This window comes from Arthrobacter sp. JSM 101049, assembly GCF_041679245.1.
Lineage (GTDB): Bacteria > Actinomycetota > Actinomycetes > Actinomycetales > Micrococcaceae > Arthrobacter_H.
In genome coordinates, this window is the sequence record NZ_JBGFFC010000004.1 from 74,945 (window position 1) to 96,715 (window position 21,771).

20 protein-coding genes are annotated in these 21,771 nt (G+C 69.1%); 15 read left to right on the forward strand and 5 right to left on the reverse strand.

The features are described 5' to 3' along the window. Positions 1-198: 198 nt before the first annotated feature. The 3 genes from AB8M85_RS12500 to AB8M85_RS12510 all read left to right on the forward strand — a co-directional run bounded on the left by AB8M85_RS12500 (position 199) and on the right by AB8M85_RS12510 (position 4,670). A complete protein-coding gene (locus AB8M85_RS12500) occupies positions 199-510 on the forward strand; it encodes a DUF6504 family protein (protein WP_372699155.1) in 312 nt (103 codons plus the stop codon). Further along, on the forward strand, positions 507-4,124 hold the full coding sequence (locus tag AB8M85_RS12505; RefSeq protein WP_372699156.1) for a DNA polymerase III subunit alpha: 3,618 nt from the start codon (positions 507-509) through the stop codon (positions 4,122-4,124). Before AB8M85_RS12500 ends, AB8M85_RS12505 begins: the two co-directional genes overlap by 4 nt. 72 nt (positions 4,125-4,196) lie before the next feature. Further along, positions 4,197-4,670 (forward strand): DUF1990 family protein, encoded by a 474-nt coding sequence (locus AB8M85_RS12510; RefSeq protein ID WP_372699157.1) that lies wholly within the window; start codon positions 4,197-4,199, stop codon positions 4,668-4,670. 36 nt (positions 4,671-4,706) lie between these two features. Here AB8M85_RS12510 and AB8M85_RS12515 read toward each other — a convergent pair whose 3' ends face one another. Continuing rightward, a complete protein-coding gene (locus tag AB8M85_RS12515) occupies positions 4,707-5,327 on the reverse strand; it encodes a maleylpyruvate isomerase N-terminal domain-containing protein (protein WP_372699158.1) in 621 nt (206 codons plus the stop codon). A 165-nt stretch (positions 5,328-5,492) separates the two neighbouring features. Between AB8M85_RS12515 and thrS the strand changes: the two genes are divergently transcribed. The 3 genes from thrS to pdxS all read left to right on the forward strand — a co-directional run bounded on the left by thrS (position 5,493) and on the right by pdxS (position 9,158). Further along, entirely contained in the window at positions 5,493-7,526 is a 2,034-nt protein-coding gene (gene thrS / locus AB8M85_RS12520) for a threonine--tRNA ligase (protein WP_372699159.1), read from the forward strand. Between the two features lie 3 nt (positions 7,527-7,529). Continuing rightward, positions 7,530-8,090, forward strand: a complete 561-nt coding sequence (locus tag AB8M85_RS12525) for an HIT domain-containing protein (protein ID WP_372699160.1) — start codon at positions 7,530-7,532, stop codon at positions 8,088-8,090. 138 nt (positions 8,091-8,228) lie between these two features. After that, entirely contained in the window at positions 8,229-9,158 is a 930-nt protein-coding gene (gene pdxS / locus AB8M85_RS12530) for a pyridoxal 5'-phosphate synthase lyase subunit PdxS (RefSeq protein WP_372699161.1), read from the forward strand. A gap of 240 nt (positions 9,159-9,398) precedes the next feature. On the opposite strand, the gene AB8M85_RS12535 is transcribed toward pdxS, so the two are convergent. From AB8M85_RS12535 to AB8M85_RS12550, 4 genes are all read right to left on the reverse strand, one after another. Beyond that, positions 9,399-9,803, reverse strand: a complete 405-nt coding sequence (locus AB8M85_RS12535) for a type II toxin-antitoxin system VapC family toxin (RefSeq protein WP_372699162.1) — start codon at positions 9,801-9,803, stop codon at positions 9,399-9,401. A 4-nt stretch (positions 9,804-9,807) separates the two neighbouring features. After that, positions 9,808-10,086, reverse strand: a complete 279-nt coding sequence (locus AB8M85_RS12540) for a type II toxin-antitoxin system prevent-host-death family antitoxin (protein ID WP_372699163.1) — start codon at positions 10,084-10,086, stop codon at positions 9,808-9,810. A 157-nt stretch (positions 10,087-10,243) separates the two neighbouring features. Then, positions 10,244-10,951 carry a GNAT family N-acetyltransferase gene (locus AB8M85_RS12545; RefSeq protein WP_372699164.1) on the reverse strand — a complete coding sequence of 236 codons (708 nt, stop codon included), beginning with the start codon at positions 10,949-10,951 and terminating at the stop codon, positions 10,244-10,246. Next, positions 10,948-12,969: a M3 family metallopeptidase gene (locus AB8M85_RS12550; RefSeq protein ID WP_372699165.1), complete on the reverse strand. Its 2,022-nt coding sequence runs from the start codon at positions 12,967-12,969 to the stop codon at positions 10,948-10,950. The genes AB8M85_RS12545 and AB8M85_RS12550 overlap by 4 nt, the downstream gene beginning before the upstream one ends. A gap of 51 nt (positions 12,970-13,020) precedes the next feature. On the opposite strand from AB8M85_RS12550, the gene AB8M85_RS12555 reads away from it, so the two are divergent. The 9 genes from AB8M85_RS12555 to secF all read left to right on the forward strand — a co-directional run bounded on the left by AB8M85_RS12555 (position 13,021) and on the right by secF (position 21,613). Beyond that, entirely contained in the window at positions 13,021-14,262 is a 1,242-nt protein-coding gene (locus tag AB8M85_RS12555; protein ID WP_372699166.1) for a CapA family protein, read from the forward strand. 160 nt (positions 14,263-14,422) lie between these two features. Beyond that, positions 14,423-15,100: a pyridoxal 5'-phosphate synthase glutaminase subunit PdxT gene (gene pdxT, locus AB8M85_RS12560; RefSeq protein ID WP_372699167.1), complete on the forward strand. Its 678-nt coding sequence runs from the start codon at positions 14,423-14,425 to the stop codon at positions 15,098-15,100. A gap of 2 nt (positions 15,101-15,102) precedes the next feature. Next, a complete protein-coding gene (locus AB8M85_RS12565; RefSeq protein ID WP_372699168.1) occupies positions 15,103-15,861 on the forward strand; it encodes a YebC/PmpR family DNA-binding transcriptional regulator in 759 nt (252 codons plus the stop codon). 7 nt (positions 15,862-15,868) lie between these two features. Next, positions 15,869-16,465, forward strand: a complete 597-nt coding sequence (ruvC, locus tag AB8M85_RS12570; RefSeq protein WP_372699169.1) for a crossover junction endodeoxyribonuclease RuvC — start codon at positions 15,869-15,871, stop codon at positions 16,463-16,465. A 98-nt stretch (positions 16,466-16,563) separates the two neighbouring features. After that, on the forward strand, positions 16,564-17,187 hold the full coding sequence (gene ruvA / locus AB8M85_RS12575) for a Holliday junction branch migration protein RuvA (protein WP_372699170.1): 624 nt from the start codon (positions 16,564-16,566) through the stop codon (positions 17,185-17,187). A gap of 9 nt (positions 17,188-17,196) precedes the next feature. Further along, the gene (gene ruvB / locus AB8M85_RS12580) at positions 17,197-18,261 is read left to right on the forward strand and encodes a Holliday junction branch migration DNA helicase RuvB (RefSeq protein ID WP_372699171.1); all 1,065 of its coding nucleotides are present in this window, start codon (positions 17,197-17,199) and stop codon (positions 18,259-18,261) included. 130 nt (positions 18,262-18,391) lie between these two features. Continuing rightward, the gene (gene yajC, locus AB8M85_RS12585; RefSeq protein ID WP_372699172.1) at positions 18,392-18,802 is read left to right on the forward strand and encodes a preprotein translocase subunit YajC; all 411 of its coding nucleotides are present in this window, start codon (positions 18,392-18,394) and stop codon (positions 18,800-18,802) included. A gap of 92 nt (positions 18,803-18,894) precedes the next feature. Beyond that, positions 18,895-20,613 carry a protein translocase subunit SecD gene (gene secD / locus AB8M85_RS12590; protein WP_372699173.1) on the forward strand — a complete coding sequence of 573 codons (1,719 nt, stop codon included), beginning with the start codon at positions 18,895-18,897 and terminating at the stop codon, positions 20,611-20,613. Beyond that, positions 20,606-21,613, forward strand: a complete 1,008-nt coding sequence (secF, locus tag AB8M85_RS12595; protein ID WP_372699174.1) for a protein translocase subunit SecF — start codon at positions 20,606-20,608, stop codon at positions 21,611-21,613. Before secD ends, secF begins: the two co-directional genes overlap by 8 nt. Positions 21,614-21,771: the final 158 nt, after the last annotated feature.

The following is a 21,771-nucleotide window of genomic DNA, read 5'->3' on the forward strand; positions in this document are numbered from 1 at the left end:
GCTACGTTATGCCCGGTCAGCCCCGGTTTCCAGCGGTACGGCACCAAAACGTCGTACAGACTTCCTACCCTGATCTTGCTTAGAACATAGATTCGAATAGAATGGAGTGGTCGTCATGCCCCTGCGGATCCGCGGCCCCGTCCGTCACATAGTGCCCCGTGACCCACGTTGTTGTCCGGGGCGGTTTGGAGGTACCAGATGGGGCTTTTCACCCAGTCCGTCGACGTGGAATGCAGCACCGCCGGGCTGCCCTTGCGTTTGCGCTGGCAGGGCCGGGAATACCGTGTGGCCGCCGACCCCGTCCGCTGGTTCGAGCGCCGCAAGTGGTGGGCCGAGGAGGTCCGGGCCGAACGCGGCCGCGGACCGGGACTCGTGGACCATGAGATCTGGCGCCTGCAGGTCCGGCTGGCCGGCAGGGGACCGCTGCTCACTTTCGAGGTCTCCCGCGACGTGGAAACCGGTCGCTGGCGGCTCATCCGCATCCACGATGCCTTGTTGGAGAGCGCGTGAGCTTCACCCATCTGAACGTGGCTTCCGCGTTCAGCGCACATTACGGCGTTTCCTGGCCCCTGGACCTGGCCCGCCGTGCCGCCGCCGAGGGAGCCGACGCCCTGGCCAGCACCGAACGCGATGGCCTCTACGGGGCGGTCAAGCACCTCAAGGCCTGCCGCGAGACAGGCCTCGATCCGGTCCTCGGCGTGAACCTGGCCGTCCTGGAACCCGCAGTCGATGCCGCCCGGGGATCCCGGAACGGACGGGGGCGCCCACGCCTCCAGGTGCAGGGACGGGTCATCGTGCTGGCCAAGGGGAACTGCGGCGGAGCCGGATACCGTGCGCTGTGCCGGCTGGTCTCCCTGGCACACGAGGGGACCTCGGCGCACCGGGGGGCCACCGGCAAGCCGGTCGGGGTGACCCCTGCCGAGCTGGCCACCTGCACCGGCGACCCGGAGGAGGGAACGGTGCTGGCCGTGTTGCTGGGACCGGACTCGGACGTCGGCCAGGCCGCCCTGCGGCGTGATCCGTCCCGGGCGCGCGCCGCCCTGGCCGGCTGGCTCTCGCAGCTGGGCCGGGACGCGGTCCGCGTGGAGCTGGTCACCCACCTGAACACCCCCGGCGAGCGCCTCAGCAGCGCCCACGCCATCCGGATGCTCCGGGCAGCCCAGGCGCTGCAGGTACCAGCCGTCCTCAGCAACGCCGTGCGTTACGCCGACCCCGACGGGGCCGCCACCGCCGACGTGCTCGACTCTGCCCGCGCCCTGAGCTCGCTGGCGACGCTCACCGACTTGCAGCCCAACGGGCAGGGATGGCTCAAGAGCCCGGGACGGATGCAGGCCCTGGCCCGGGAAATCGCCCGGGAAGCGGGGGAGGGGGCGCTGGCCTCCGAACTGCTGCGCCAGACCGGGGCCGTTGCCGACTGGGCGCGGATGGACCCGGTCGACGATGCCGGCTGGGGGATCCCGGTGGTGCCCGAGGCCACCGTCATCGGGATCACCGGCCGTCCCGACGCCGAACTCGCCGCCCGCTGCGAAGCCGGCATCACCCGGCTGCTGCCGCACGAGGCAGGCTCCCGGGAACTGCGGGAGCGGCTGGACCTGGAACTGGGCACCATCGCCGACCTGGGATTCGGCACCTACTTCCTCACCGTCGCCGAGGTCAGCACGATGATCACCGGCATGGGGGTGCGCAATGCGGCCCGGGGGTCCGGGGCCTCCTCGCTGGTGAACTTCCTGCTGGGCATCAGCCAGGTGAACCCCCTGGCGCACGACCTGCTCTTCGAACGCTTCCTCTCCCGGGACCGCACGACTCTGCCCGACATCGACATCGACGTCGAATCCGCCGAACGGCACCGGGTCTACGAGCACATCTTCGAGCGCTTCGGCTCCCAACGGGTCACCCTGATGAGCATGCAGAACGGCTACCGCGCCCGCGGCGCCGTCCGGGATGCCGGACAGGCGCTCGGCATGGAGGACGGCGAACTGGATGTCATCGCCAAGCAGCTGTGGCGCTTCTCGGCCAGCAACTTCCGCGAGGCCCTGGACGAGAAGCCCGAGCTGCGTCCCTTCGCCGAACGGATGGGCACCGAACGGCAACTGGACCTGCTGGTGGATCTGACCGAGCGCCTGGACCGGCTGCCCCGGCACATCTCCATGCACCCGTGCGGGGTCATCCTCGGCGACAACACACTGCTGGGCCGCACCCCGGTCCAGCCCAGCGGGCTCGGCCTGCCGATGAGCCAGTTCGACAAGCACGACATGGACCCCATGGGCATGCTCAAGCTCGATGTGCTGGGGGTGCGCATGCAGTCGGCGATGGCCTACGCGGTGTCCGAGGTCATCCGGATCCACGGGGACGGCGAATCCGTGGCCGCCGCCGGCGCCCATCCGCGCGGCCCCGGCGGCGCCTTGCCGGACTACGTGTATGCCGACGGGACGATTGCCCTGGAGCGCGTGCCGCTGGACGACGAGCCGACGTTCGAGCTGATCCGCACCACGGATACGCTGGGCTGTTTCCAGATCGAATCCCCGGGCCAGCGCGAACTGATCGGCAAGCTCGCCCCGCGTGAGTTCAACGACCTGATCATCGACATCTCGCTCTTCCGGCCCGGTCCGATGAAGTCGAACATGGTCAAGCCCTACCTGGAGAACCGGCACGGCTTCGCCCCGGAGAACTACCCGCACCCCGACCTGAAACCCGCACTGGCGGAAACCCACGGGGTCACCGTCTTCCACGAACAGGTGCTGCGGATCTTCGATGTCATGACCGGGTGCGGTCTGGCCAAGGCCGACGTCTACCGCCGCCTGCTGGGCAACGAACAGGCCGAGCCGCGGGTCGAGGAGCTCTACCGCGCCCGTGCGCTGGACCGCGGCTACCCGCTGGAGGTGATCGATGCGGTCTGGCAGACGCTGAAGGCCTTCGGCTCCTTCGGGTTCTGCAAGGCCCACGGCGCGGCCTTCGCGGTGCCGACCTACCAGTCGGCGTGGCTGAAGGCCCACCATCCGGAGGCCTTTCTCGCCGGCATCTGGGAACACGACCCCGGGATGTACCCCAAGCGCCTGCTCGTGGCCGAAGCACGCCGGATGGGCATCCCGATCCTGCCGCTGGACATCAACCGCTCCGATGCCTCCTACCGGGTCGAAAAGGTGTCCGGCCTGCTGCCGCCGGCCACCGTCCCACCGGTCTACCGTGCCCCGGGGACGACGCCGGCCGGCCGGCTGGGCATCCGGTTGAGCCTGAGCGGGATCCACGGGGTCTCGGGCACCGAAGTCAAACGGGTCGTGGCCGGCCAGCCCTACGATTCGCTCGCCGATGTGCGCGACCGCTCCGGACTGAGCCGCTCCTCGTTGCGCACCTTCGCGGCACTGGGGGCGTTCGACGGCCTCCAACAAGCGGCAGGACGGGGAAACCGCGCCGACCTGGTGGCCCACCTCGCCGGACGCCCGACCACGACGCTGCCGCAACGGTACCGCCCGATCACCGGACAGCTCCCGCTGCCGCTGGGGGACATCGAACTCGGCGGGCTGGCGGTGGGGGAGGCCGAACCCGGCCTGGACGAGACCGTGCGCACCGAGTTGGACCTGATGGCAGTGGATGCCAGCGGACACCTCATGTCCTCGCACGCCCCACTGCTCTCGAAACTGGGTACGACGCCTGCCGAGGACCTGCTGGGGTTGCGCAACGGCACCGAGGTCCTCGTGGCTGGGGTCCGGGTGGCCACCCAGACGCCACCGATGCGCGGCGGACGGCGGGTCGTGTTCATCTCCCTGGACGACGGAACCGGCTGCGTGGACTGCACGTTCTTCCACGAGGCACAGCAGAACTCGGGACCGCTGCTTTTTGCCACCCGCCTGCTGCTGGTGCACGGAATCACCCGGCGCACCGGACCGCGCGGCATCAGCCTCCAGGCATTGCAGGCCTGGGACCTGGCCGACCAGGATTCGCTTCCTGCCCCCGGCCATCTGTCCAACCCTGACCGGGTGAAGGAGTCCTTCACCGGCCTGCGGGGCAAGTCCGACAAGCACGACGGCGGTGCGCAGCCGCTGGCACGGAGGATGGAAGCAGAGGATCTGGACCACCGGGGACCAGGCAATGTTCCGGAGGACTGGCCGGAATTCGACGTCGGCTAACCCGGACGCCGCCCGCGACGTAGGCTGGGGCAGAACCAGCCCGAGAGCCACCATGACGAGGGGATGTGCCGCATGACCAGCCCGGAACTCAGCGCGTGGCCGGCCACCGATCCCCGCTACCGCAGGTCGGAGGACTCGGCGTTCCTGGGGCGTGGCGCCGCCGTGTGGGCACGCACCACGACCCAAGTCCTTCGCTGGCGCGTCAAGACGGCCAGCGGATTCACCGTGGACTCGGCGGAACCGGTATCCACGGGAGACCGGTTGGACATCCGTGTCCACCTGCTCGGCAGGGTCATTGTCGAGCCCGTCGAAGTCATTTCCGTGGTCCTGGAGCCCGAACGCGTCGGGTTCGCCTACCGGACGATGCCTGGACATCCCGTCCAGGGAGAAGAGGCCTTCATCGTGCATCGCCACGACGACACGGTGAGCCTCACGATCCGGTCCCTCACCCGGGCCGCTCCGCAGCAGCCCTGGCGCGCCCTCTACCCCCTCCTGCTCATCGCCCAGCGCGTAGTTCGCCGGCGATACCTTCGTGCCCTACGTTGATCGGTGCAACGAAAGGGCGGAGTGGCACGCGGGCGACTAGAGCACGGTGAAACCAGTCGGCAGCGCACGCCGTCCCGTGGCGGCCAGCAACATGGCGCCTCCCTGCCCGCTCCGTGCTGCCAGTTGACCCGCCAAGTCCAGGCTTTCGATGGCGGCGCCCTGGGGGACGTCCAGCGTCAAGCCGAGGGCCGCTGCAAGATCAGAGGTATGGACGGTCAGCTCGAAGGTCCGGGTCGGCAGGTAATCCGCCAAATACATGCCGCCGACGGGCGTGGCGACCGTGGCATCCGCTCGTTCGCCCTCGATCCTGTCGAGGACCCGCGAGGCGATGTCGGACACCGACCGGACCACATCCGGTCCCAGGGCCGCTCCCGCATCGCGTCCCCGCTGTGCGACGGCAGCGGGATCGCCTCGTGTGGCCAAGGAACTCGTGAAGTATTCCGCCGCAGACGGGACGACGACGAACGCGCATGGCTGGTCCAGATAGGCCTCGACGGTCAACAGGGCCCTGCTGGTGTGACCCACGAGGTCGCGGACCGTCCACTCGCCGAGGCCCACCTCGTCCCACCTTCCGGCACAGGACCGGGTGGTCTCCACGAACCACATCGTCGCCTCGCGGAAGGCATCGCGTCGCCCATCCCATGAGCTGTCAGCCATTGCCGGGTCCTGCTCCCTGCCGTTTCGCCATGGCAGGAGACTACCGAGCCGGGCCTCGGCGTGCCAAAGCGCCCGGGGCGTCGTCCCGCCTGCGGATTGGTTCGGGGGTGAAGGAGTCCGTTAAGCTGGATCCCGGCTGGCTGTGGTCACCGTATGCCACAAGTCATGAAGCCCCCAACGAACCAGGAGACCCACGTGTCAGAGCAGATCACCCTCAGCGTCGACGGCGAACAGCGAGAGGTGGTTGCGGGCACTACCGGCGCCGAGCTGTACTTCGATAACCGCGACGTCGTCGTCATGCATGTGGATGGGGTCCTGCAGGACCTCTCCCGCGAGCTGGAAGCCGGCACCGTCGTCGAGCGCGTCACGATCGACTCCCCGGCCGGTCTCGAGGTGCTGCGCCACTCCACCGCCCACGTCATGGCCCAGGCGGTCCAGCAGCTTCGGCCGGACGCCAAGCTCGGCATCGGCCCCTACATCACCGATGGCTTCTACTTCGATTTTGACGTCGACGAGCCCTTCACGCCCGAGGACCTGAAGACCCTCGAGAAGATGATGCTCAAAATCGTCAACCAGAACCAGAAGTTCGCCCGCCGCGTGGTCACCGAGGACGAAGCCCGCCAGGCCATGGCCGACGAACCCTACAAGCTGGAACTGCTCGGCAAGTCCTCCACCGCCGATGAGGTCGGCGAAGGCGCCAACATCGAGGTCGGGGCCGGAGAGATCACGATCTACGACAACGTCGACCGCAAGTCGGGAGACACCGTCTGGTGCGACCTGTGCCGCGGCCCGCACCTGCCCAACACCAAGCTGATCTCCAACGCCTTCGCCCTGACCCGAACGGCGGCCGCCTACTGGCTGGGCAACGAGAAGAACAAGCAGCTCCAGCGCATCTACGGCACCGCCTGGCCCACCAAGGCCGACCTGAAGGCCTACCAGGACCGCTTGGCCGAAGCCGAGCGCCGCGACCACCGCAAGCTCGGCGCCGAGCTGGACCTGTTCTCCTTCCCCGATGAGCTCGGGTCCGGCCTGCCGGTCTTCCACCCCAAGGGCGGGATCATCCGCCGGGCCATGGAGGACTACTCGCGCCAGCGCCACGAGGAAGCCGGCTACGAGTTCGTCTACACCCCGCACATCACCAAGGGGCACCTCTACGAGGTCTCGGGGCACCTGGACTGGTATCGAGACGGCATGTTCCCCCCGATGCACGTCGACGAGGAAATCAACGAGGACGGTTCGGTGCGCAAGCCCGGCCAGGACTACTACCTGAAGCCGATGAACTGCCCCATGCACAACCTGATCTTCGCTTCGCGCGGGCGGTCCTACCGTGAGCTGCCGTTGCGGCTGTTCGAGTTCGGCTCGGTCTACCGCTACGAGAAGTCCGGCGTCGTGCACGGCCTGACCCGCGTGCGCGGCATGACCCAAGACGACGCCCACATCTACTGCACCCGTGAGCAGATGAAGGACGAACTCACCACCACCCTGAACTTTGTCCTGGATCTGCTCAAGGACTACGGACTGGACGACTTCTACCTCGAACTGTCGACCAAGGACCCCGAGAAGTACGTCGGCAGCGATGACGCCTGGGAAGAGGCGACGCGGACCTTGGAAGAGGTCGCCACCGCGTCGGGCCTGGAGCTGGTCCCGGATCCCGGCGGAGCGGCCTTCTACGGACCGAAGATCTCCGTGCAGGCCCGCGACGCCATCGGGCGCACCTGGCAGATGTCCACCATCCAGCTGGACTTCAACCTGCCCGAGCGCTTCGACCTGGAATTCCAGGCAGCCGACGGATCCCGCCAGCGCCCGGTCATGATCCACCGGGCCCTCTTCGGCTCCGTCGAACGCTTCATGGGCGTGCTGATCGAGCACTACGCCGGGGCATTCCCGGCCTGGTTGTCACCGGTCCAGGTCCTCGGGGTACCCGTGGCCGAGACGTTCAACGACTACATGCAGGACATCGTCGCCCAGTTGAAGGCCCGCGGCATCCGTGCCGAGGCCGACCTCGGGACCGAGCGCTTCCCGAAGAAGATCCGCAACGCCTCCAAGGACAAGGTGCCCTTCGTGCTGATCGCCGGCGGCGAGGATGCCGAGGCCGGTGCCGTGTCCTTCCGGTTCCGCGATGGCAGCCAGGACAACGGCGTGCCGGTGGCCGAGGCCATCGAGCGCATCGTCGCGGCCGTGAAGAACCGGGAAGCCTAGGCCATGGGGACCCCGGAACACGACGAGGACATCACCGACGACTTCGAACTGCCCGGGGTTCCCGACTCCTTCCAACGACTCTGGACGCCCTACCGCATGGCCTACATCAAGCGCGGGCAGGGCCAGGTCACCGACGAGGACGACTGCCCGTTCTGCACGGGGCCGTCGCGCAGCGACGAGGAATCGCTGATCGTCCACCGCGGCAAGACCGCCTTCGTGGTGCTGAACCTCTTCCCCTACAACTCGGGCCACCTGCTGGTCTGCCCGTACCGCCACGTGCCCGACTACACGGATATCACCGTGGAGGAGACCGCCGAGATGGGTGCGCTCGCCCAGCAGGCCATGCGGGTGCTGCGTGCTGTGGCCAAGCCGACCGGTTTCAACCTGGGCATGAACCAGGGAACGTCCGGGGGTGCCGGCATCGCGGCGCACCTGCACCAGCACGTGGTTCCGCGCTGGAGCGGGGACGGGAACTTCTTCCCGATCATCGCCCAGACCAAGGCCATCCCGGCCGTCCTGGGGGACATCCGCCGGGATATCGCCGAGGCCTGGCCGGACAACTGACGCCTGACGAGCACCAGTGGTTCGCCGGCCTCCGGGTCTGCTGGGACCTTGGCGCCGGCTGATCGCTTACGCCCAGCGTCACGGTGGGCGGTGATGGGCGGCATAGAGGCTTAGGATGGAACGTACTCTCCCACCCTTTTGAAAGGACCCGACGTGTCCAGCACTGAAAACACCCCCGCGCAGCCTTCGACCACAGGCAGCTCCCGGGTGAAGCGCGGCATGGCCGAGATGCTCAAGGGAGGCGTCATCATGGACGTCGTCACCGCCGAGCAGGCCCGCATCGCTGAGGATTCCGGCGCCGTGGCCGTGATGGCCCTCGAGCGGGTCCCGGCCGACATCCGTGCCCAGGGCGGTGTTTCGCGCATGTCCGACCCCGACATGATCGACAGCATCGTCGAGACGGTCTCCATCCCCGTCATGGCCAAGGCCCGCATCGGCCACTTCGTCGAGGCCCAGGTGCTGCAGTCCCTCGGCGTCGACTATATCGACGAGTCCGAGGTCCTGACCCCTGCGGACTACGTGAACCACATCGACAAGTGGGACTTCACGGTTCCCTTCGTCTGCGGTGCCACGAATCTCGGCGAGGCCCTGCGGCGGATCAACGAGGGCGCTGCCATGATCCGTTCCAAGGGCGAGGCCGGCACCGGCGACGTTTCGAACGCCACCGGCCACATGCGCAAGATCCGCTCCGAGATCGCCCGCCTGTCGTCGCTGCCCGAGGACGAGCTCTACGTCGCGGCCAAGGAACTCCAAGCCCCCTACGAGCTGGTGCGCGAGATCGCCCAGACCGGCAAGCTCCCGGTGGTGCTCTTTACCGCCGGTGGCATCGCGACCCCCGCCGACGCCGCGATGATGATGCAGCTCGGCGCCGACGGCGTCTTCGTCGGCTCCGGCATCTTCAAGTCCGGCAATCCGGCACAGCGCGCGGCAGCCATCGTGAAGGCCACGACCTTCCACGACGACCCCTCCGTCATCGCCCAGGTCTCCCGCGGACTGGGCGAGGCCATGGTCGGCATCAACGTCGACGAACCCGCCCGCTCGATCCAGTTCGCCGAGCGCGGCTGGTAAACGCGACGATTCCGTGGCACGCCGCCGTCATCCGGCGGCGTGCCACGATCGCCGGCCAGCCCAGGGTCGGCGTTCCGTGCCGCGGTCCGATCTTCCGGGCTGACCCCGGCTACGGCTGACGAGCCAGAATGGGCGCTTCACCAGCCCAGCGGAGCGGCCACCCTGGCATGCCCCAGCGCCGAGGCCTCCGAGCGGGCCTGGTAGGACGTTGGCCCGGGCGAGGATTCTGAGATCCTGGCCCTAGCGAGACGGTGGCTCGACCGGATCAGTAACCTCCAGGCCCAGATGTCCGGCGACGGTCTTCATCGTCTGGTCGTGTGTCGCAATCGTGGCCGGCTCTCCGACGAGGATCGCAGTGGCCAGGTGCAGGGCGTCGAGCGTCTTGATGTGGCGCTCAATGGATTCGGCGACGGCGTGGGTCTCGCGGCTGATGTCGAGCAGGCCGACCCGGTCGAGAAGCGGCGCGCCGTCGCTGAGCGGCCTGTCTTCGCGGCGCAAGACGCGGATCACCTCCGTGCGGAGGAGGCGGGAGGAGACGATCGTCCCGGCCTCCTGGATCCAGGACTGCAGCCGTTCGCGTTCGGGCACGTCCAAGATGGTGCGGAGGGCAACTGAGGAGTCGAGGTAGATCAAGGGGCCACTCATTGAATCAGTGATCCCCTCGCGTCTCGTCGATCAGGGCATCCGCCTCAGCTGCCGTGTACGCACGCCCACCTGCGGTCTCCGGCCAAGGTCGCGGCTGCCTCGCTGGCGGGGTGTAGCGTCCCTCGCGTTCAAGCCGTGCCAATGTTGTGTCGGACTCCCGGACGGCGCTAATCCGCCAACGAGCTTTGCCCCGTTCGGTCACCACCACGTCGTCGGTGTCCGTGACCCTGTCGAGGACGGCGGCGGTTTGCTGATTGAGTTCGCGCTTGCTGACCGTTTGCATGCACCAATTGTACTACCGGTGTCAGACATTGTGGCGTTCGAGCACAGCGTTCCGGCGCTGGGACGGTGTCCTCGGCCAGGATTTCATCGCACGGGGTTCTGCGGAACACGACGACGATCGGGCACCCGTCCGTGCCGTGCCGACACGGGTCTCGCAGCTAAAGGACCAGGTGGCGGCCCTTGCCGACGAGGTCGAGCCCATTGGCCCGGAAGAACGCTGAGGCACCCGGGGTGGAGCCGGCCAGCAGCTGGTCGGGTCCGCCACGCGTTCCCAAGGGCCCCGCCAAGGCGGCCAGTAGAGCCGTGCCCGCCCCTTGGCGTCGGGATGACGGACCAACAGCCAGCGAATGCACTGCCACATCACCGCCGTCGTGCAGTTGGGCGAAGCCCCGTCCGGCCAGGTCCCCGGCCGCCGAACGTGCGGTGGCGTGTTCGATGCGACCTGGAACGGCGACGGCCAGTTCGTCCCGGTCGGCGCCGGTGGCCTCCGGCAGCTCATGGTCGAGCCCGACCCGGCCGTCCCAGGCCCGGTGCGCATCGGTCGCTGCGGCGACGTCGTCGAAGCTGCCGGCGTGCCAGAACACCGGAGGTGCGTCGCGGAAGCCCAGGGCCGTCAGGTCCCGGTCCGGGGCGGCCGCATTGAGCCAGACGTGGACCTCACGGGCCCCGAGCCGGGTGCCTTCGGCCAATCCCGGGCGCAGGCCCGCAGCCTCCGGGCGGGCGGGAAAGAGCAGCACCAAGCGCGCCCGGGTCGGCTGCCAGACCCACTGGCAGCCGTGGGTGGTGAATTCGTGGCCCCCGGTCGCCGCCGCGAGCGAGCGGTGCCAGACGGCAAAGGCGGCCTGCGCCCCGGCAATGGTGGTCACCGGGCGGCTGCGTCGAGTCCGCGGCGCACCAGCAGTGGTTCGAGCCGGGCGGCACGGCCGCGGAAATCGGTGTACGACTCCAGCGGGTCGCGGGTGTTGCCGCGCGAGAGCAACCCGGAGCGGAACCGGTCGCCGTTCTCCCGGGTCCCGCCGCCGTTTTCGGTAAACCACTCCACTGTGTCGGCGTCGAGCACCTCGCTCCAGATGTAGGAGTAGTAGCCCGCCGAGTAGCCGCCGTCGAAAATGTGCTTGAAGTAGCCGGTGCGGTAGCGCGGCGGCAGGACCGCCGGGTCGAAGCCTGCCTCGCGCAGCGCGCGGTCCTCGAACGCCAGCGGCTCGCCCGGGTCCTCGCCGGGCGCCAGTGAATGCCAGGCCATGTCCAGGACCGCGGCGGCCAGGTACTCGGTGGTCGCGAATCCCTCGCCCCAGAGCTCGGCCGCATGGATCCGGTCCAGGGCGCCATCGGGCAGGGCCTCGCCGGTGTCGACATGTCGGGCGTAGCCGGCGATCAGCTCCTCGTCGAACTGCCACATCTCGTTGACCTGCGACGGGTATTCGACGAAGTCGCGGGGAACGGCGGTGCCAGCCAGCGAGGGGTAGATCCCCGCGGCGAAGAGCCCGTGCAGGGCATGGCCGAACTCGTGGAACAACGTGCGCGTCTCGTCGAGGGTCAGCAGCGCCGGTTGGCCGTCGGCCGGGGCCGGGATGTTCAGGTTGTTGGTGACCACCGGCAGTTCGCCGAACAGCGAGGCGCCGACGCGGATGCTGTTCATCCAGGCGCCGCCGGCCTTGGTGGGCCGGGCGAAGTAGTCGCCCAGGAACAGGCCGAGCGTGCTGCCGTCGGCGTCGGAGACCTCCCACACCCGCACGTCCGGATGGTAGACGGGCAGATCGTGGCGTTCGGCGAAGGTGACGCCGTACAACCGGGTCGCGGCGGCGAAGACCCCGTCGTGGATGACCCGGTCCAGCTCGAACCAGGGTTTCAGGGCCGCGGCGTCGACGGCATAGCGTTCTCGCTGGACGCGCGCCGAATGGTAGGCCCGGTCCCAGGGCGCGATGTCGTGGCCGGCGTCCTCGGCCATCACGGCCGCCTCGCTGGCGGCGTTGGCCAGGGCCGGGGGGATGAGCGCCTCGAGGCGGTCGCGGACGGCCTGCAGCGAGGGGGCGGTCTGGGCTTCCAGGACGTAGGCCGCGTGGTTCGGGTAGCCGAGCAGGGCGGCCCGCTCGGCGCGCAGCCGGGCAATGGCCACCGCGAGGTCCAGGGTGCGGTGCTCCCCGTCCTGTCCGCGGTGGGTCGACGCCTCGAACAGCCGGCGGCGCGAGGCGCCGTTTTCCAGCCGGGCCAGGGCGGGCTGGTGGGTGGGCAAAACCAGCGTGAGGAGGTATCCGCCGTCGTGCCCTGCCTCGGTGGCCGCCCGGGCGGCGGAGGCGATTTCCGCCTCGGAGAGCCCGGCTAGGTCGGCGGGGGAGTCGAAGAGCACCGCGGAGTCGTTCATCGTGGCCAGCAGCGCCGCGGAATACCGGGTGGACAGGGCGGAGATCTCGCCGTTGAGTTCGCGCAGACGGGTCTTTCCGGCCTCGTCGAGCCCGGCCCCGGCGTGGCGGAAGGCACGCAGGGTCTCCGCGCTGAGGCGCGCGGCTTCGCCCTCGAGCCCTCCGGCGGCGTCGACGGCGGCCAGCCGGTCGTACAGCGCGGCATCGAGGTGCACGACGTCGGAGTGCTCGGTCAGCAGGGCCTGGATGGTCCCGTGGGCGGCGAGGATGTCGGGGGTTCCGTGGGAGGGCTTGACGTTGGAGAAGGCCATGGTGGCGCGGCGGAGCGTTTCGCCGCTGGCCTCGAAGGCCTCCGTGGTGTTGGCGAACGTCGGTTCCTGGCCGGAACCGGTGATGTCCCGGAGCGCATCCAGCTGCCCGGCGATGCCGTGCCGGACGGCTTCGACGTAGTCCTGCGCCGTGATGGCGCCGAAGTCCGGCATCTCGAAGGGCAGGGGGCTGCGGGTGAGCAGTGGGTTCGTCATGAAGGCAGTTTTTCACACCACCGCCCGGCGCGCGACGCCTACCATCGGAGGATGACCGCTGCCCGCGCCACGCCCCGCATCCTGCCCCGCAGCAGGTCCCGCATCCTGCCCGCCGTCCTGGCCGCGGGGCTGCTGCTCACCGGCTGCGCTCCCGCCGCCGGGCCGGCGGCCACCGGACCTACCGCCACGGGACCCACGGGCACGGCGCCGGGTTCCACCCCGCCGCAGGCCACGACCCCGCTGCCGCAGGCCGGTTCGGGCACGCGCGGCAGCCGGCCGGCTACCCCGCGGAGCGTCTCGGTCGTCGTGACCGGGGACGTGCTGCTGCATCCACCGCTCTGGGCGCAGGCCCGCCGGGACGGATCGGCGGCCGACCCCGACTTCGGGCCGCTGCTCTCCGGGTTGCGCCCCTACCTGGCCGATGCCGACCTGGCGGTGTGTTCGCTGGAGACGCCGGTGGGGACACCAGACGGTCCGTTCAGCGGATACCCGTCGTTCGTCGTGCCGCCGCAAATCCTCCCCGCCCTCGCCGAGACCGGGTACGACGCCTGCACCACCGCCACCAACCACGCGATCGACGGCGGTATTGCAGGGCTGGAACGCACCCTCGATGCGCTGGACGACGCCGGCCTGGAGCACACGGGCACCTACCGCAGCGCCGCGGAGGCGGCCAGGCCTCTGGTCCTCGACGCCGGGGGAGTCCGCGTCGGCATCGTCACCGCCACCTACGGCCTCAACGGGCTCACCGCGGACACCGGCTGGAGGGTCGACATCATCGACACCGACCGGATGATCGCCCAGGCGAAGGCCGCCCGGACAGCCGGTGCCGACGTCGTGCTGGCCGGGTTCCACTCCGGAGCCGAGTACTCGGCCCGGCCCACGGCCGCCCAGCGCCGCACGGCCCACACGCTGGCCGACAGCGGCGAGTTCGACGTCGTCTACTCCCACCACACGCACTCGGTCCTGCCGGTGGAGAAGCACGACGGCGTGTGGATCGCCTATGGGCTGGGCAACAGCGTCTCCGCCCATGCCACCGACCTGGCCGTGAACCGCGAAGGCGTCAGCCTCAAGCTGGAGTTCACCCGGCGCGACGGCCGTTGGCGGGCCGCTCCTCCTCAGTGGGCGGCCCACATCATGGCGCAGGACCCGGTGCGCTGGTGTGCCCTGCCCGCTGCCACGCCCTGCACGACGCAGGCCGTGGACGCCGCCTCGCTGCAGCGCACCCGCACCCGGCTGGAGGCCCTGGGCGCAGACGACGACGGGGCACGTCCCTGGCACCCCGACGCCCCCTGAGGCTCCGGGCGAACGTGGCCCCCGGCGAACGTGGCCCCCCGGGCGAACGTGTCGCCGGGCGCGCGGCTGGCCGCTGCGGCGAACTATGCTGGAGCGTCCCCATCTTTCGGCCGCCCGGCGCGGCCCGGCACCCGGCCGCGGTCGGGGAAGGAGGTTCTGCATGCTCACAGTCGGAGTCCTGGCCCTGCAGGGCGACGTGCGCGAACACGTCGCTGCGCTGGAGGCCTGCGGCGCCCGGACCGTGCCCGTGCGCCGCCCGCAGGAGCTCGACGGACTCGACGGGCTGGTGCTACCCGGCGGCGAATCGACCACCATCGACAAGCTCGCCCGCATGTTCGGCGTCGCCGCCCCGCTGCAGGAGCGCATCGCCGACGGCTTCCCGGTCTACGGGTCCTGTGCCGGGATGATCCTGCTGGCCGACCGCATCCTGGATCCGGCCACGGACCGCGCCGGCGTGGCCCAGCAGAGCTTCGGCGGGATCGACATGACGGTGCGCCGCAACGCCTTCGGCCGGCAGGTGGAGTCGTTCGAGACGGACCTGGACTTCGCCGGACTGGAGGCGCTGGACCGCACCGCCGGTGCCGCCGCCGACGCGGCCGCCGACCCGGTCCATGCCGTGTTCATCCGCGCCCCGTGGGTCGAAAGCGTCGGCGACGACGTGCAGGTCCTGGCCTCGGTGCAGGTCCCGTCCGGGCAGCCGGGCGCGGATCCGGCAACGGACAGTAGAATCGTTGCAGTACGTTCGGGATCGCTGCTGGCCACCTCCTTCCACCCCGAGGTCACGGGGGAGCGCCGGATCCATGAACTTTTCATCCAGCTGATCAAGGGAGAAGCGTAAGCATGTCAGGCCACTCCAAATGGGCAACGACCAAGCACAAGAAGGCCGCGATCGACGCCAAGCGTGCCAAGTCGTTCGCCAAGCTCATCAAGAACATCGAGGTCGCCGCCCGCGCGGGCGGAGCCGACATGGCCGGCAACCCGGCCCTGGAAGTCGCCGTCTCCAAGGCGAAGAAGACCTCGGTCCCCAACGACAACATCGACCGCGCCGTCAAGCGCGGTGCCGGACTGACCGGTGAGGTCATCGACTACGCCGAGATCATCTACGAGGCCCGCGGCCCGCAGGGCTCCGCGCTGCTCGTCGAGTGCCTGACCGACAACAAGAACCGCGCCGCCTCCGAGGTCCGCCTGGCCATCACCCGCAGCGGCGGCACCGTGGCCGACCCGGGGTCGGTTGCCTACCTCTTCGCCCGCAAGGGGGTCGTCTCGCTGCCCAAGAAGGACCTGACCGAGGACGACATCCTCATGGCGGTCCTCGAGGCCGGCGCCGACGAGGTCAAGGAGTCCGGCGAGAGCTTCGAGATCCACTCCGAGCCGACCGACCTGCGCGCCGTGGTCGCGGCACTGGAGGAGGCCGGGATCGAGTACGAGTCCGACGAGGTCGAATTCGTCCCCTCGATGCAGGTGGACCTCGACGCCGATGCCGCCCGCAAGTTCCTCAAGCTCGCCGACGCGCTCGAGGAGCTCGACGACGTGCAGAACGTGTACTCCAACGCCGACCTCTCCGCCGAGGTCATGGCCGAGCTCGAAGCGGACGACTAGCACCGCCGTGGCATTGCGCGTGGTCGGCGTCGACCCCGGCCTGACCCGCTGCGGCCTGGCCGTGGTCGACGTCGAACCCAACCGCCGGGCCTCGCTGGTCGATGTGACCGTGGTCGGCACCACGCCGGACACCCCGTTGGACCAGCGGCTGCTGGCCATCGCCGAGGGCATCGACGCCTGGCTGGACCGGCACCACCCGGATGTCCTCGCCGTCGAACGCGTCTTCAGCCAGCTCAACGTCAGCACCGTGATGGGCACCGCGCAGGCCTCCGGCATCGTCATCGCCGCCGCCGCCCGGCGCGGCATCCCGGTGGCCCTGCATACCCCCACCGAGGTCAAGGCGGCGGTCACCGGCAGCGGCCAGGCGAACAAGGCGGCCGTCGGGAAGATGGTCGCCAAGATCCTGCGCCTGGACGCACCCCCGTCCCCGGCCGATGCAGCCGACGCCGCGGCCCTGGCGATCACGCACGGCTGGCGCGGTGCCGCCCCCGGGGCACAGGCCTCCGCCGGTATTGGCGGCGGTTCCAGTGGCCTGACCGCTGCCCAACGGGCGTGGGCGGCCGCCGAGGCCGCCGCGCGTACGACCCGCGCGCCGCGTCGCTGACCCGCCCGGGCGCCGCCGGCAGGTAGGCTGTTCGTAGATATGTTCGGATGCCGCGCAGTGGCTGCCGGATACGGCACGACGGCGGAGGAAGGCTTTTCATGATCAGTTCCCTGAACGGGGAGGTCACCCATGTGGCCCTGAACAGCGCCGTCGTCGAGGTCTCGGGGTTCGGGATGCTCATCCAGGCCACCCCGCAGACGCTCTCCGGCCTCCACATCGGGCGCCGGGCGCTCGTGCACACCTCGATGGTCGTGCGCGAGGACTCCATGACCCTGTTCGGTTTCGCCAGTCCGGCCGAGCGCGAGGTCTTCGAGGTGCTGCTTTCGGTGGCCGGCATCGGCCCCCGCCTGGCTCTGGCCGTCCTGGCCGTGCACGGGCCCGAGGAGGTCCGCGTTGCGGTGAGCGACGGCGATGCCAAGGCGTTCACCCGGGTCCCGGGCATCGGGCCCAAGAGCGCCCAGCGGATCCTGCTCGAGCTGGCCGGAAAGCTGGCGCCCACCGGGGAGGCCACCACCACGTTGCCGGCGGCCGCCGAGCCGGCGTGGAAGGACCAGGTCCTGCAGGCCCTGGTGGGGCTGGGCTGGTCGGAGAAGGACGCCGGCAAGGCCCTCGAGGCGACCGCCGCGGCCGAACCGGAACTGGCCGCCACCGGACATGTCGGCGACATCCTCAAGTCGGTGCTTCGCGACCTGGGCCGCGGTGCGACCGTGGGCGGACGCTAGGCTACGCCCATGACGGAGAACCAGCAGATCACCGCCTCCGCCTCGGAGCCCGAGGAGCGTGCGCTCGAGGCGGCGCTGCGGCCGAAGAACCTCCACGATTTCGTCGGCCAGGCCCGCGTGCGCCAACAGCTCTCCCTGGTCCTGGAGGCCTCGCGCATCCGCGAACGCTCCGCCGACCACGTGCTGCTCTCCGGCCCCCCGGGACTGGGCAAGACCACCCTGGCGATGATCATCGCCTCCGAGATGAACGCCCCGCTGCGCATCAGTTCCGGACCGGCCATCCAACATGCCGGAGACCTGGCCGCCATCCTGTCCTCGCTGACCGAGGGCGAGGTCCTCTTCCTCGACGAGATCCACCGGATGAGCCGGCCCGCCGAGGAAATGCTCTACATGGCCATGGAGGACTTCCGCGTCGACATCGTCGTCGGCAAGGGAGCCGGGGCCACTGCCATTCCCCTGGAACTGCCCCCGTTCACGCTCGTCGGCGCCACGACGCGCGCCGGCCTGCTGCCGGGCCCGCTCCGGGATCGCTTTGGATTCACCGGGCACCTGGAGTTCTACGCCACGGACGAACTCGAGCTCGTCCTGCGCCGCTCGGCGATGCTGCTGGACCTGTCGGTGAACTCGGCGGCGTTCGCGGAGATCGCCCTGCGGTCCCGCGGCACCCCGCGCATCGCCAACCGCCTGCTGCGCCGGGTCCGGGACTGGGCGCTGGTGCACGGGATCGAACAGATCGACGCCCGTTCCGCATCCGCCGCACTGGATATGTACGAAGTCGACGGCCGCGGCCTGGACCGCCTGGACCGCAATGTCCTGACCGCCCTGTGCACCAAGTTCGGGGGAGGCCCGGTGGGCCTGTCGACCCTGGCCATCGCGGTCGGGGAGGAAACCGAAACGGTGGAAACCGTCGCCGAACCCTACCTGGTGCGTGAAGGCCTGCTGGGGCGCACGCCGCGGGGCCGGATCGCCATGCCCGCCGCCTGGGAGCACCTCGGCCTCGCGGCCCCGGCCGACGCGGCCCTGCTGGACCAGTTCGGCCGCCCGGCCCCCGATCCGGCCGACGGATCAGCGTGAGCCCGGGGCTTCCCGTGAGGCACCGGTCACTGAACGTCCAGCATGGACCTATACAATGGTGACTTGCCCTCCAGTGCGCCCTGTTGCCAGCGCCCACTGAAGCCCCCAGAACAGAAACAGGTAGTAACCCTTGACCTCCACGATATTGGCCCAGGCTGCAGCACCGTCGGGCTTCGACCCGATGACCCTCATTCTCATCCTGGCGTTCGCGTTCCTCATCTTCATGATGTTCCGCGGCCGCAAGAAGGCGCAGAAGCAGCAGGAGCAGCTGCGTTCGCAGCTCGAGCCGGGCTCGGAGGTCATGACCAACTTCGGCCTCTTCGGCACGGTCGTGGCCATCAACCCCGACGACAACAAGGTCACCCTGGAGATCTCCCCGGGCACCACCGCCACCGTGCACTCCCAGGCCATCGCCAAGGTCGTGCCGGTACCGGCCCCCGAAGCGCAGGACGAGGCCCCGGCCGGGCAGTCCTCCGGGGACGAGACGGCTGAGGAAACGCTCCGCCGCCTCGACAGCGAGGGCAAGAACCAGAACGACTAAGTGCATCGCGGCGTCGGTCCCCACGGGGGCCGACGCCGCGTTCTGCCGTACTTCGATGCCTCCCGCGGGTGTCTTGAGCAGAAAGTCCCACCATGACTAAGACTGGCCCGATCAAGCACGCCAGACGCGCGCTGTTGTGGCTCGGCGTGATCATCATCGCGCTGTCGGCGGTGCTGGTTTCCGGCGTCGCCACCAACCAATCGACTTTTGCCCCGAAGCTCGCCCTCGACCTGGAGGGCGGAACGCAGATGATCCTGTCGCCCAAGGTCCAGGGCGGCGCGGACATCAACCAGGAGCAGCTCGAGCAGGCGGTGAAGATCATCCGCCAGCGGGTCGACGGCTCCGGCGTGTCCGAGGCCGAGATCACCACGCAGTCCGGACGCAACGTCGTCGTCTCCATGCCCGGCGTCCCGGATGAGAAGACCCGGGAACTGATCCAGGCCTCCGCGAACATGGAGTTCCGCCCCGTCATCAAGGCCGGTTCCTGGGATCCGCTGCCCAAGGCAGAACGCACCCCCGCCAAGGACCTGCCGGACCCGAAGAAGGAACCCGAGAACGGTTCGGACACGAACTGGATCGACGCCGAACTGCAGAAGAAGTTCGAGGCCTATGACTGCACCGCCGAACTGGCCAAGCAGGACATCGAACCGGCAGACCCCGAGAAGCCGATGATCGCCTGCGATCCGGACCAGCACGTGAAGTACATCCTGGGGCCGGTCGCGATCCCTGGCACCGACATCGCCGATGCGACCTCGGGCATGCAGCAGTCCCAGCAGGGATTCAATACCGGCCAGTGGGTGGTCAACCTCGAGTTCAACGGCGAGGGCACCACCAAGTTCCGTGAGGTCACCGAGCGCCTGGTCGGCATGCAGGGGGCACAGAACCAGTTCGCGATCGTCTTGGACGGCCGGGTGCTCTCGGCCCCGACGACCAATGCGCTCATCGCGGACGGCAAGGCGGAGATCAGCGGCAACTTCACCGAGGAGTCCGCCAAGGCGCTGGCCGAGAAACTCAAGTACGGTGCACTGCCCATTTCCTTCGAGATCCAGAGCTCCCAGCAGATCTCCGCGACACTGGGCGCGGACCAGCTGCGGATGGGTCTCATCGCCGGCATCATCGGCCTGGTCCTGGTGGCGCTGTACTCGTTCTTCCAGTACCGCCTGCTGGGATTCGTGACCATCTTCTCGCTCGTGGTCGCCGGCATCCTGACCTACCTGGCCATCGTGCTGCTGGGCTGGGCGCAGAACTACCGGCTCTCACTGGCCGGCATCGCCGGCATCATCGTCTCCATCGGCCTGACCGCGGACTCCTTCATCGTCTACTTCGAACGCATCAGGGACGAACTGCGCGACGGCCGGAGCCTCCCCTCGGCCGTGGAGACCGGCTGGAAGCGGGCCAAGCACACCATCCTGGCTTCCAAGGCAGTGAACCTGCTGGCCGCCGTCGTGCTCTACATCGTCGCCGTCGGCGGCGTGAAGGGCTTCGCCTTCACCCTGGGATTGACGGCCCTCGCCGACCTCCTGGTGGTGTTCCTGTTCACCCACCCGACGCTGCAGCTGCTGGCCACCACGCGGTTCTTCGGCGAAGGGCACCGGCTCTCCGGGCTCGACCCGTCGCTGCTCGGCGCCGAACCGCTCTACCGAGGCGCGGGGCGCGTGCGCACCTATCGGCCCACCCCGGCCCCGTCAAAGCGCAACGCCAGCGCGTCCAAGGAAGCCGAGCGACGCCAGACGATCGCCGAACGCCGGCAGGCAGCGGCACGCTCCGGCTCCGGACAGTCCTCCGCGACGAAGGAAAACGACAATGCCTAATCTCGCCACCTGGGGCAACGACCTCTATACGGGCCGGCGCTCCTACCCGTTTATCGCCAAGCGCAACCTCTGGTTCGCGATCGCGGCCGTGCTGGTCATCGCCTCCATCATCGTCCCGATCGTCAAGGGCGGCTTCAACCTGGGCATCGAGTTCCGCGGCGGATCCGAATTCACCGTCTCGCAAGTCCAGCACACCGAGGTCAAGGTCGGCGAGCAGGCCGTGAAGTCCGCCGCGCCCGACCACGAGCCGACGGTCACCAACATCGCCCCGAACACCATGCGCATCCAGACCGAGCGCCTCACCAACGAACAGACACTCCAGGTCGCCGATGCCCTGGCGCAGGCCTACGGCGTCTCCGACTCGGAGGTGACCTCGTCCTACGTCGGGCCGTCCTGGGGCGCGGATGTCTCCCAGCAGGCATTCTGGGGCCTGATCGCCTTCGTCGTCCTCGTGGCGTTGCTGATGGCGATCTACTTCCGCACCTGGAAGATGTCCCTGGCAGCCATCATCGGCCTGTTCACCGTCGTCATCGTGACCGCGGGGATCTACTCACTCTCGGACTTCGAGGTCACGCCCAGCGCGATCATCGGCTTCCTGACGATCCTGAGCTACTCGCTTTACGACACGGTGGTGGTCTTCGACAAGATCCGCGAGAACACGGCCCACACCTTCCAGCAAACCGACCGCACGTTCATCGAGCAGATCAACCTGGCGGTGAACCAGACGCTGGTCAGGTCGATCAACACCTCGGTGGTCGCCGTCCTGCCGGTGGGCTCGATCCTGTTCATCGGGGCCTACCTGCTGGGAGCCGGCACGCTGAAGGACCTCTCGCTGGCCCTGTTCGTGGGCATCATCGTGGGGACCCTGTGCACGATCTTCGTGCAGGCACCGCTGTATGCGGTCCTGCGCCACGGCGAGTCCGACGTGCGCAAGCACAACGCCAAGGTCCTCTCCAAGCGCGGCGAGAACCAGGTCTCGCAGGCTGCCACTGCCGGCTAGGCAGCCGGTCCCCGTGGGGCGCATGTGACCCCAAGGCCCCACGGGTGCTATAACGGTGGATAACGGACGGGCCACGGGTGGGAATACCCACTCGTGGCCTACCGTTACCCAGGCCCGGAAGCACCGTGCTTGCCGGGGATCAGCGAGAGGAGCTGCCA